Below are 12,663 nucleotides of genomic sequence, written 5' to 3'. Positions count from 1 at the left end.
GAGAATTGGTAACAATCAGTTCCTTGATGTTGGAATTCTTGATTCTTTCGGTAGCCGGATCTGTCAGTACCGGATGGCAGACTGCAGCATATACGCCTTTAGCGCCATATTCGGCAAGAGCTTTGGCACCTTCGCAGAGGGATCCTGCTGTATCAACGATATCATCAACAACGAAGCAGTTTCTGTCTTTTACGTTGCCGATGATGTTCATGACTTTAGCAACGCCCGGTTCCGGACGTCTCTTTTCAATGATGGCGATCGGAGCACCTACACGGTCAGCCAGTTCTCTGGCTCTTGTTACGCCGCCAAGGTCAGGAGAAACGATGGTCAGGTTTTCCAGATTCTTGGATTTTACATAATCTGCCAGAAGAGATGCGGACATCAGATGATCGACAGGAACATTGAAGAAGCCCTGGATCTGTCCTGCATGAAGGTCCATCGTTACAACTCTTGTCACGCCGGCAGTGGACATGAGATCGGCAACCAGCTTGGAGCTGATCGGTTCACGGCCTCTTGTCTTGCGGTCCTGACGAGCATATCCATAATATGGAACAACAACAGTGATGTGGCGTGCAGAAGCTCTCTTGAGCGCATCAACCATAATCAGCATTTCCATCAGGTTATCATTAACCGGAGCACCAGTCGGCTGAATGATAAAGCAGTCCTTACCACGGACGCTTTCATTAATCATGACCTGTATTTCTCCATTATTGAAGCGGCCGCAGATTGCTTTACCGAGCGGGACTCCAATGTAGTCAGAAATTTCCTTTGCCAGAGCCAGATGCGCGGTACCCGTAAAAATCTTCAATTTAGAAGTGTCTTCCATGTCCATTTGCTGATTCTCCCTTTCCTTTCACATAGATGAAAGTTAAAAATTTATATGGAATTGCTGATTTGTCCCTAACCGGACTATTCCATTTCATTATATACCAGTTTTACTTGGATATCTGAAAATTTTTATTACTTTTTTGAAATTTAATCATAACAAAAGATTCACAAATTCACAGTGTCAAGGAATTAATCTTTGTAAGTGTCATCCTTGACCCAGTCTTCGATATTTCTCTGCTTTGCGCGTGCAACAGAAAGCGCATTGGCAGGAACATCTTTTGTTATGGTAGACCCTGCTGCCGTAAAGGCGCGTTCTCCGATATGAACGGGAGCCACAAGGTTTGTATTGCATCCGATGAAAGCGTGATCATCAATTTTGCAGCGGTGTTTTTCCTTGCCGTCGAAGTTGACGGTAACGGTGCCGCAGCCGAAATTCACATTTTCGCCGAGATCGGAATCACCGCAGTAAATGAGATGCGGAAGCTTTGTGCCATTTCCAACAGTAGAATTCTTCACTTCTACGAAGTTTCCGATCTTTATGTGATCATGAAGGTCGGTATTTGGACGAAGATGAACGAAAGGTCCGATTTCATTATAAGAGCCGATTTTGCATTCATGTGCATAAACGCGGTTCAGATGAGTAAAGCTGCCGCAGGTGACATCTGTCAGCTGGGTATCGGGACCAATGACGCATCCTTCCCCAATCACGGTATGACTTTCAAGGATCGTCCCCGGATAGAGGATGGTGTCTCTTCCCACTTTTACATCCTGTCCGATATATGTATTCTCCGGATTTATGATGCTGACGCCTTCAGCCATCAATTTCTCTGCCTTGCGGAGGCGGAGAATCCTGTCTGCCTCAGCAAGCTGAATGCGTGAATTGACGCCTTCGGTTTCTTCAGGATTATCGCAGATCTTCGGAATGACTTTCTTTCCATCGCGGATCATGATGCCAAACACGTCGGTCAGGTAATACTCGCCCTGCGCGTTTTTGTTGTCAATACGTCCCAAAGCATCAATGAGATCCTTTGCGCGGAACACATAGGTCCCCGTATTGATTTCATGAACGGAAAGCTGCTCAGGCGTCCCGTCCTTCTGCTCTACGATGCATGTCATATTCCCTTTTTCATCACGGAGAACCCTTCCGTATCCGAATGGATTATCCAGAACAGCAGTCAAAACCGCAGCGGATGCTCCATTGGAAATGCATGTATCCGTCAGATCCCTGATTGTCTCAGCGCGAAGAAGCGGGGTGTCTCCGCAGACGACAAGAACATATCCTTCCGGATCATCCTTGAATTCAGGCAGCGCCTGCATGACGGCATGACCTGTTCCGAGCTGTTCTTCCTGATGCACAAATACGACTTCTTTATCTTCCAGGCATTCTCTTACAAGTTTTTCCTTAAAACCTGTGATTACGACACACTTTTCAAATCCGCCCTGTCTGACAACACGGATGACCTGCTCAGCCATCGGTACGCCGCACACACGGTGAAGCACCTTGGGATAAGCAGATTTCATACGGGTTCCCTGACCGGCTGCCAAAATGACGGCTGTCAACTCTGCCATACAACCTCCTGAACTGCAACAAAATGAAATGCAAAATACCGGAAAAGAATTTCCCAGAGCTTTTGTGTTCAAATAAAAAATTTAATAAAACCCATGAGTTTTATTTTAGCAAATGACACATCTCATGGCAAGGAAAACAGCGTATACATAAGAAAAAATCGTCCTGAAAAATACAGTTCATGAAAACTTTCCTGTGTATTGGCGAAAAAGTAAAAGCAGGCGGCCATAAGACCACCTGCCTGCTTTTATTTTATGAGATAGACTGTTACGCGCGGTTTTGTTCCCCACGCATATGCCTGATCTAATGTATCAACTCCGACATCAATAATCATGCCATGAATGGCGCCGCCGATATCATCACAGATAGCGTAGCCATATCCTTCAATGAAAACGATGCTTCCAAGCGGAATTACATTAGGATCGACAGCGGCGTGACCCTTCCCTGCAAAACCGCCAAGCGCCGTATGCCCGTTTCCATTCCCGTCATTTGGCGTATAAGCTGTTGCTTCCATGTGGAACACCTTGATATAGTTTCCGGTAAAGCACGGCGGATCATCCAGTCTTTTCCAGACATTGCTGTCTACGCTCCCCGTCCTTGCCAGATTCTGCTCAGCCTGGAAAGCTTTTACTGCATCAGCCGTGCTCTGCCCGTAAACACCGTCAGCCGTTCCGGGATTGTATCCATGCAGAAGAAGCTTGTTTTGAAGAAGAATGACCTTTTTTCCCGAATCGCCCAAAGCAAGGGAGAAATCCCCCGGCCTGTCTGCATAGGCCTGAGACAAGGCATCCAGTGTCCCTTCATCAATTTCTCCTGTTTCAGAAATTCCCTGATCTCCCTGGAAAGCTTTCACCGCATTGGCGGTAAGTCCGCCGTAAATACCGTCAACTGTCCCGTCAAGATATCCAAGCTTCTTCAGCTTATTCTGGATATCGAGCACCCGGTCTCCGCTGTCTCCGATTCCATACAAGCGGGATGGGCGGTTTGACCTGGCCTGGGCGCTCTCCTGACTGCTTTTCCCTTTAAGAGAATTGTATGTCATCTCATCAATCACGCCGGATACAGGAAATCCATGATCCTTCTGGTAAGCCCTGACAGCATTTTCCGTGTCCTGCCCGTAAACGCCATCAATGCCGCCTTTCAGATAGCCGGCTTTCTGCAGCCTCAGCTGCATATCAACGATGACGTCGCCCCTGTTGCCAGATGCATACACGACTCCACCCCCATTGCGGTAGCCGGAGTTCTCATTTCTTCGGATGGATGCAATGGTCGCATCATCTGCTTTCCCTGTCGCAGGAAGCCCGTGATCCTTCTGGAAAAGGAATACTGCTTCTTTTGTCGTCGAGCCGTAGTCTCCATCTACGGTTCTGGCTAAATAGCCTGCCTGGACAAGTGCATTCTGCAGATCAGCAACCGCGCTTCCACTCATACCTGCCGTCAGCGTTTCCGCTGAAACAGCCATGGAAGTCATGAGCCACAAAACGGCTGCACAGCTCCATTTATATAAGTCACGCACATCTATCACCTCCACGAACTTCTGTATTTTACCATTTTTCGCCAAATTTGTAAAAATATGCCTGAAACCCCTTGTTTTATAAATACAAAATCTTCTGATTTCCTTTATTCTTCACCGCACGATTTCAGAAAAATGCATCGTGGTTTGAAATGTTTCAAAATGCATGAAATATACAATGGCATCCCAAATTACCGCATGTTTTTGAGCCCTCATCCTTGCATGTGTCCATCCCACGCGTACACATGCAGCAGGAAAGCTCCTCTCCTTTCATGTATGCATTCCTTTCGCCCTGTATCTTTGGACTTTTACTGGCTTTTCCTTAACTTTTCTAATCCTCCCGTCATGATAAATTTATATTCATGATGTTGTACAAAGCGGCAAAACATTATATAATGAGTTGAATTTGTACATATATATTGTATTAAAAGAAGAAGAGGAGTATGGTATGGAGTCATTAAACGACATTGTCTCATCAATCAACGGCGTCCTGTGGTCGTCAGTCATCATTGTCCTTTTGGTAGGCGCAGGCGTGTACTTTACCATTCGCACAAAAGCAGTACAGCTTCGCTATTTCGGCACGATGTTCAAACTGATAGCAAATACGGCCGGCACAAAAACAGAAGGAAATGAGATTTCTCCTTTCCAGGCGTTCTGCGTCAGTACAGCATCCCGAGTCGGCGTAGGCAATATTGCCGGCATTGCAATTGCTATTGTATCCGGCGGTCCTGGAGCTATTTTCTGGATGTGGTTCATTGCTGTCATCGGTTCGGCTACAGGATTTGTAGAAAGTACCCTGGCTCAGATTTACAAGGTTCCGCGTGAAGGCGGAAATGGTTTCAGAGGCGGTCCTGCTTACTACCTGAAAAATGGTTTGGGCTACAAACTCTGGGCAGCTATCTTTGCCATCCTCATTTCCGTTACTTACGGCATGATTTACAACTCCGTCCAGTCCAATACTATTTCCCTTGCGCTGAACCATGCACTTGGTGCTGACCGTATGGTCGTCGGAGCTGTTGTTACAGTTCTTGTCATGGCTGTCATCTGCGGCGGCATGGGACGTATTGCCCGCGTCACTGAATGGATGGTTCCCCTCATGGCAGGCCTTTACATCGTTATTGCGCTTGGCATCATGATTTACAACATCACGGATATGCCGCATGTTTTCTACATCATTTTCAGAGATGCATTTGACTGGCAGGCTGCATTTGGCGGCGGCATGGGCGCTGCTGTCCTGACTGGTTTCAAGAGAGGCCTCTTCTCCAATGAAGCCGGCGAAGGTTCTGTTCCAAACGCAGCTGCAACAGCTGATGCCAATCATCCGGTTGTACAGGGCCTGATCCAGGCATTCGGCGTATATGTCGATACACTCTTCATCTGCTCTGCTTCTGCATTCATTGTTCTTTTAACTGGTGATTATGCATCTACCGGACTGACCGGTATCGAACTGGTACAGTGGGATCTGGCGCAGTACTTTGGACCTATGGCTCCAAAAGCCGTTTCCATCCTGATTTTCCTCTTTGCATTCACCTCTCTTATCGGCAACTACTACTATGGTGAAATCAATATCGGCCATCTGACTCATAAAAAATGGCCGCTGAATCTCTTCCGCGTACTGATCGCTGTCATGATTTTCTGGGGTTCCATTGCTGATCTTCCGCTCGTCTGGAATCTGGCTGACCTCTTCATGGCATTCATGGTTCTGACAAACGTTACAGCTATTCTCCTCTTATTCCCGCAGGTTCGTACATGCCTGAAGGATTATGAAGACCAGCTTGCAAAAGGCATCAAGCTTCCGATTTTCCACAAGAAAGTACTCAAGAACCAGAAGGGTATCGTATGGTGGGATGACGAGAACAACTTCAACGGCGCTAAGAAATAACGCTGTCCCCATCATTCTTAATAAGCATTTGAAAAGGACTGCTCAATGAGCAGTCCTTTTTGTGTTGGCTTTCTATTAAGCTTTCAGCGTACCAACGATTTCCTGAATATCCTTGACGCCGTTCTTATCGCACCATTCATCCATTTCATCGGCAATACGTTCCATGGCATTAGGATCAATGATGTTGGCTGTGCCGATCTGAACCGTATCTGCGCCTGCCATCATAAACTCAATGGCATCGATGCCGGTCATGATGCCGCCTAATCCGGATACCGGAATATTGACGGCCTTTGCCACCTGCCATACCATGCGGAGCGCAACCGGCTTGATGGCAGGGCCGGCGAATCCGCCTGTTATATTTCCAAGAATCGGGCGTCTTGTCCTGACATCAATGGCAAGTCCTAAAAGCGTATTGACAAGGGACAGTGAATCAGCGCCTGCATCTTCCACCGCTTTTGCAATCGTGACGATATCGGTCACGTTCGGTGACAGCTTTACGATAACAGGAAGATTCGTGCTGTCCTTGATGGCTCTTGTCACAGCGGCTGCCTGTTTGGGATCTGTCCCGAAAGCAACGCCGCCTTCCTTGACATTCGGGCAGGAAATATTGACTTCCAGCGCATCAACGCCGTCTACCGTCAGCATTTTTGCACATTCTGCATATTCTTCGGTCGTCTTCCCCACCATATTGGCGATGAAAGGAACGCCCAGCTTTTTAACCTTGGGAAGGTAATGCTCAATAAAGTAAGGAACACCTGGATTTTCAAGGCCGATGGCATTCAGCATGCCGGAATCCGTTTCAGCAACGCGTATGCCTTCATTTCCTTTCCAGGGAGTCGGCGCAAGGCCCTTCCCGGAAATGGCGCCGACTTTATTCATGTCGACGTATTCAGCAATTTCAAGTCCGAAGCCTACTGTCCCGGACGCGCCGATCAGCGGTGTTTTCATCGGGATTCCCAGGTAATTTACCGACAGATTTGTCATAATACTACCTCCTCTGCGTTAAACACCGGGCCGTCAGTGCATACCTTGTAATGGCCTTCGCCTGACTTCTTGTCGCAAACGCAGCCAAGGCATGTGCCAATGCCGCATCCCATTCTTCTCTCCACAGAGACTTCGCAGTATACGCCTGCCGTCTTTGCCATTTCTGCGGCAGTCTTCATCATAATGGCTGGTCCGCATACGCAGGCTTCGTCCACCTTTTCTTCAGCAAACATCTGAGGAAGCACGGAAACGGAGAATCCTTTGATTCCATAAGATCCATCATCCGTCGTTACGATCATTTTCCTGACCGTATCCGGGAATAAATCCTTCCAGAATACTTCTTCCTTATTTCTGCCACCGATGACAACGGTCATCTGTCCAGGTCTTGCCTGTCTTGCCATGAAAAGGATCGGCGCAATTCCAATGCCGCCGCCAATGCCTACGATATGATCCTTATCCATGGAAAAGGATGTGCCAAGAGGCCCTAAGCTGTCTACGACATCCCCTTCCTTCAGATGGGACATGGCTTCTGTTCCTTTTCCGACGATACGGTAAATGATTTCAACGAGTCCCTTTTCAGGGTCCGTTCCCGCAATGGAAATCGGACGCCTTAAAAGGTAACGCGGATCATTGACTTTCATATGGATGAACTGTCCTGGCTTTGCTTCTCTGGCTGTCAGCGGAAGTTCAATCTGCATCTGCCAGATGTCCTTAGCAATCTTCTTATGAAGCCAAATAATTCCTTTTTCTACATAACCTGCCATGCTTTTTCAGTTCTCCTTCACATAATCCTGAATGGCTTCCACGTGATAGCCATCTCCGGTCGATGCCATGACACGCAGTACTTCCTTGGCTGTATCCAGAGAAGTAATGCACGGGATGGCAAGTTCTACCGCAATGCGGCGGAGGTCATAGCCTTCCTGTTCGATTTGGCTTCCATAGGAAATCGTATTGAGTACCATGTCTACCTTGCCAAGTTTCAGATACTTTTCGCAGTTTTCGCCCTTTTCATGGATCTTCTTGATGATTTCAACCGGAATTCCAAGGTTCTGGAAATAGGAACCTGTACCGGATGTACAGATCAGACGATATCCGAGGTTGACGAACCCGCGGGCAAGTTCAGCTGTTTCGGGCTTATCGCGGTCGCTGACGGTAATCAGGACATTGCCATGGGACGGAACAGTAAGATGCGCAGCAACGACTGCTTTGTAAAGCGCTTCCTGATAGGTGTGTCCGATGCCCATGACTTCGCCGGTGGATTTCATTTCCGGCCCGAGCTTGATTTCAACAAGTCCCAGCTTGGAGAAAGAGAATACCGGTGCTTTAACGGCTACATAGCCTTTGTCCGGCACGAGTCCGAGCGGAAGCCCTGTATCCTTCAGGGATTCACCAAGAGCGACTCTTGTTGCATATTCAACCATGTTGATGCCGGTAATCTTGCTCATGAATGGAACCGTACGGCTGGCTCTCGGATTGACTTCAATGACATAGACCTTGCCATTGACTACGATGAACTGGATATTGACGAGGCCCTTGACGTTCATGGCTCTTGCAATTCTTCCTGTGTAATCGGTCAGTGTTTCAATGATTTCCTGCGAGAGATGCTGCGGAGGATAAACGGCAATGGAGTCGCCGGAATGAACGCCGGAACGTTCAATCTGTTCCATGATGCCCGGGATGCAGACATCGACGCCATCGGAAATGGCATCGACTTCCACTTCACGGCCGACCATGTACTGGTCGATCAGGACCGGATGCTCATGGGATGCGACAACGGCTTCCTTCAGGTACTGTTTCAGTTCAGCCTGATCATAAACGATCTGCATGGCTCTTCCCCCAAGGACGTAGCTTGGGCGGACAATCAGCGGATAATCAAGTTCCTCCGTCTTTGCCATAGCTTCTTCAACACTTTCGACAAGGCAGCCCTTCGGGCGTGCAATGCCAAGCTGGCCCATCAATGTATCAAAACGTTCACGGTCTTCTGCCATATCGATGGATTCATTGGAGGAACCGATAATGCGGATGCCGCGTTTTGCCATCGGTGTTGCCAGGTTGATGGCAGTCTGGCCGCCGAACTGGCAGATGACGCCTTCCGGTTTTTCCTTATCGATGATTTCCATGACATCCTGTTCTGTCAGTGGTTCAAAGTACAGGGAATCGGATGTATCAAAGTCGGTCGAAACGGTTTCCGGGTTGTTGTTGATGACGATGGATTTCTTTCCTGCCTTCCTGAGAGCCCAGGAAGCATGAACGGAGCAGTAGTCAAATTCGATGCCCTGCCCGATGCGGATCGGACCGGAGCCGAATACGACGACGGAACCCTTCCCCTGCGGCTTTACTTCGTCTTCTGCGCCGTAGGTGGAGTAGTAATATGGCGTATGCGCTTCAAATTCAGCAGCGCAGGTATCTACCATCTTGAAGTCCGGATGCACGTTGGCTTTTCTCTTGAAGTTTTCCACTTCTTTGGGAGTAACTTCGCAGAAATGCGCAATCGCTTCATCAGGCATCTGGATTCTCTTGGCAGCCTTCAGGGATTCTACCGTCAGTCCTTCCTTCATGAGACGGCGTTCCATCATAATGATGTTCTGGATCTTGTAGATGAAGAAGAGGTCGATTCTTGTAATGCGGTTGATTTCTTCAGGTTCGATGCCTCTTCTGAGTGCTTCAGCGACAACAAAGATTCTTTCATTGTCAATGCGTCTCAAGAGGCAGCGGATATCATAGAGGGACTGTCCGTCAAGCTTGTCGAGGTGCAGGTAGCCGCCTCCGACTTCGAGGGAACGGAGTGCTTTAAGAAGAGCACCTTCCAGTGTACGGTCGAGCGCCATGACTTCGCCGGTTGCCTTCATCTGCGTTCCGATTTCGCGGTCGGCAAGCGTGAACTTTTCAAACGGCCATCTCGGGAATTTGCATACGACATAGTCGATCGACGGTTCAAAGCATGCTTTTGTATTTCCTGTAATGGCATTGGTGATTTCATCAAGATGCATTCCAAGGGCAATCTTTGCTGCTACTTTGGCAATCGGATAGCCGGTTGCTTTCGATGCCAGAGCCGATGAACGGCTGACACGCGGATTGACTTCGATGACGTAGTACTGGTTCGTCTTGGTATCAAGGCCGTACTGTACGTTGCAGCCGCCTTCGATGCGGAGATAGCGGATGATATCAAGGGAAGCTGTACGGAGCATCTGGTACTGCTGGTCTGTCAGAGTCTGCGTCGGAGCGACAACAATGGAATCGCCTGTATGAACACCGACAGGATCGATATTTTCCATAGCGCAGACGATAATGCAGTTATCAGCACCGTCTCTCATGACTTCGAATTCTACTTCTTTCCAGCCGGCGATGCTGCGTTCAACCAGAATCTGATTGATCGGAGAAAGCTTGATGCCGCGGTTGGCGATTTCTTCCATTTCATAGCGGTCATGCGCAATGCCGCCGCCTGTACCGCCCAGTGTATAAGCAGGGCGGATGATGACCGGGTATCCGATCTTATCTGCGAAAGCAACAGCAGGTTCCAGGTCTTCGAAAATTTCAGATTCAGGAACCGGCTGATGGATTTCTTCCATAGCTTCCTTAAAGAGTTCTCTGTCTTCTGCATGCTTGATTGCATGGAGAGAAGAGCCGAGGAGTTTTACATTATACTTGTCCAGCACACCTGCATCAGCAAGCTGTACTGCCATGTTAAGGCCGACCTGTCCGCCAAGCGTGGCAAGAAGGGCATCCGGACGTTCTCTCTTGATGACTTCCGTTACGAATGGGAGCGTAATCGGTTCGATATATACACGGTCAGCAATATCTACGTCGGTCATGATTGTGGATGGATTGCTGTTGACAAGAACAACTTCCACGCCTTCTTCTCTAAGAGAGCGGCAGGCCTGTGTACCAGCGTAGTCAAACTCTGCAGCCTGTCCGATGACAATAGGACCAGAGCCAATGACGAGAACTTTTTTCACATCTTTATTTATCATTTTTGAACTCCTCCATGGCCTTCGTAAATTCAGCAAAGAGATAGAAGTTATCCTTCGGTCCGGGTGAAGCTTCCGGATGATACTGCACTGCCTGAATCGGAAGTGTCTTATGGCGGATGCCTTCAATGGTTCCGTCGTTGACGCTTCTGTGCGTGACTTCAATGCAATCCGGCAGTCCTTCATCGGAAACTGCATAACCATGGTTCTGGCTCGTGATGTATACGCGGCCGGTTCTGAGGTCCTTGACCGGGTGGTTGGATCCTCTGTGTCCGAAAGGCAGCTTAAAGGTATGCGCGCCTAAGGCGGTGGAGAGCATCTGGATTCCCAGGCAGATACCGAAAATCGGCTTCTTTCCGATCAGTTTCTTGACCGTTTCAACGACATAGGGCACATCCTGCGGGTCTCCCGGTCCGGGCGAAAGGAAAATTCCGTCCGGATCGAACGCAAGGAGTTCCTCAGCCGTTGTATGGGCCGGGAATACATGCACCGTGCAGTCATTGGCCGCCAGACTGACGAGAATATTCTTCTTCAGTCCGCAGTCAAGAAGGGATACCTGGTACTTACCGTCCCCGTATGTATATGGATAAGCGGTCGTTACTCTTTCGACCTGATTCTTGTGCATCGGTTTTGCCAGAGCTTCCTGAATGAAATCTTCGCCTCTGTCAGCAGAAACGATGACAGCTTTCATGACGCCCTGCATGCGGACCATTCTTGTGACCGCTCTTGTATCTACATTGTAGAGGCATGGCACATGGTATCTTTCAATGAAATCCGTAATCTTTTCCTTGCATTCCCAGTTGCTCGGATGCTCTGTGATCTGATCCAGGACATATCCTGCAGCAGCCGGTTTCCTGTTCTGCATGAAAAGATCATTCGCACCGTAGTTGCCGATCAGCGGATATGTCAGTGTCAGGATCTGTCCTTCATAAGACGGATCCGTAAAGCATTCCTGGTATCCTGTCATGCCCGTATTGAATACGAGCTCTCCCATTCCTTCTACTGTTCCCAGGAGATCACCCTCGAAGCGGGCGCCGTTTTCTAAAACCAAGAGGCCTTTCATTTCAGCACCTTCCCTTCCTTCATGACAATCTCTCCATCTACGACTGTAAGCACAGCCCTGCCCTTCAAAGTCAGTCCTTCATAAGGCGTGAAAAGTGATTTCGTATAAAGTTCATTTCCATGAACCGTCCATTCCTTGTCCGGATCGATGACGACAATATCAGCAGCAGCTCCTTCTTCAAGAACTCCGCCTTCTACGCCAAGGAGACGGGCCGGATTGACGCTCATGAGTTCAATAAGCCTGTCAATCGTAAATCCGTTGTTGTGGCAAAAAACCGTCAGCGCAGAAGCAAGAGACGTTTCCAGTCCTGCAATACCGTTAGGCGCACAGTTGAAAGGAACATCCTTTTCTTCGTTGCAGTGCGGCGCATGATCGGTAATGATGGCGTCGATCGTGCCGTCCTTCAATCCTTCAATCAGAGCTTTCCTGTCATCTTCGGTGCGGATTGGCGGTGCCATCTTGAAGGAAGACTCATAATTCTTCAGCCATTCATCTGTAAAGTAAAGATGCTGTGATGTGACTTCTGTTGTGCAGTTCACATGCTTCGCCTTAGCCTCGCGGATCAGTTCCACAGCCTTTGCACTGCTGACGTGGGCGATATGGATATGGCATCCCGTCATTTCTGACAGAAGAAGATCTCTTGCTACTGCAATATCTTCCCCGGCTGCCGGTCTTCCGGTCACGCCCATTGCATAAGATACCTTTCCTTCATTCATGAAACCGCCGGAGCACATGGTTGCATCTTCTGCGTGGTCGATGACCATCTTGTGCAGCATGTCTGCATATTCCATAGCCCTGCGCATGAAGTTTGCGCTTTCTACATAATGGCCATCATCAGAGAAAGCGGCTGCGCCTTCT

General features: G+C 48.6%; 9 protein-coding genes. 1 reads left to right on the top strand and 8 read right to left on the bottom strand.

Translation table 11 applies throughout. The annotated features are described in order from the left end of the window. From M3200_RS08375 to M3200_RS08365, 3 genes are all read right to left on the bottom strand, one after another. Positions 1–832: ribose-phosphate diphosphokinase (locus tag M3200_RS08375; protein WP_288178242.1), on the bottom strand; the 832-nt coding region annotated here is incomplete at its 3' end. 185 nt (positions 833–1,017) lie between these two features. Continuing rightward, positions 1,018–2,397, bottom strand: coding sequence for a bifunctional UDP-N-acetylglucosamine diphosphorylase/glucosamine-1-phosphate N-acetyltransferase GlmU (glmU, locus tag M3200_RS08370; protein ID WP_022383079.1), 1,380 nt, complete (start codon positions 2,395–2,397; stop codon positions 1,018–1,020). Positions 2,398–2,642: 245 nt separating this feature from the next. Then, positions 2,643–3,911, bottom strand: coding sequence for a peptidoglycan-binding protein (locus M3200_RS08365; protein WP_022383078.1), 1,269 nt, complete (start codon positions 3,909–3,911; stop codon positions 2,643–2,645). A gap of 445 nt (positions 3,912–4,356) precedes the next feature. Here M3200_RS08365 and M3200_RS08360 point away from each other — a divergent pair, with 445 nt between their 5' ends. Beyond that, on the top strand, positions 4,357–5,790 hold the full coding sequence (locus tag M3200_RS08360) for an alanine/glycine:cation symporter family protein (protein ID WP_022383077.1): 1,434 nt from the start codon (positions 4,357–4,359) through the stop codon (positions 5,788–5,790). Positions 5,791–5,865: 75 nt separating this feature from the next. On the opposite strand, the gene M3200_RS08355 is transcribed toward M3200_RS08360, so the two are convergent. From M3200_RS08355 to M3200_RS08335, 5 genes are all read right to left on the bottom strand, one after another. Continuing rightward, positions 5,866–6,774: a dihydroorotate dehydrogenase gene (locus M3200_RS08355; RefSeq protein ID WP_022383076.1), complete on the bottom strand. Its 909-nt coding sequence runs from the start codon at positions 6,772–6,774 to the stop codon at positions 5,866–5,868. Continuing rightward, entirely contained in the window at positions 6,771–7,538 is a 768-nt protein-coding gene (locus M3200_RS08350; RefSeq protein WP_022383075.1) for a dihydroorotate dehydrogenase electron transfer subunit, read from the bottom strand. The genes M3200_RS08355 and M3200_RS08350 overlap by 4 nt, the downstream gene beginning before the upstream one ends. Positions 7,539–7,544: 6 nt before the next feature. Further along, complete coding sequence (gene carB / locus M3200_RS08345) at positions 7,545–10,745, bottom strand: carbamoyl-phosphate synthase large subunit (protein WP_022383074.1); 3,201 nt, start codon at positions 10,743–10,745, stop codon at positions 7,545–7,547. Then, entirely contained in the window at positions 10,735–11,805 is a 1,071-nt protein-coding gene (carA, locus tag M3200_RS08340) for a glutamine-hydrolyzing carbamoyl-phosphate synthase small subunit (protein WP_022383073.1), read from the bottom strand. The genes carB and carA overlap by 11 nt, the downstream gene beginning before the upstream one ends. Continuing rightward, positions 11,802–12,663: dihydroorotase (locus M3200_RS08335; protein WP_288178241.1), on the bottom strand; the 862-nt coding region annotated here is incomplete at its 5' end. The genes M3200_RS08335 and carA, both read right to left, overlap by 4 nt.

Origin of the sequence: Dialister sp. CAG:357 (genome assembly GCF_000435155.1) — a bacterium.
GTDB classification, from domain to species: domain Bacteria; phylum Bacillota; class Negativicutes; order Veillonellales; family Dialisteraceae; genus Dialister; species Dialister hominis.
The sequence above is the reverse complement of the archived record's forward strand: the minus strand, read 5'-3'. Positions and strand labels throughout refer to the sequence as shown.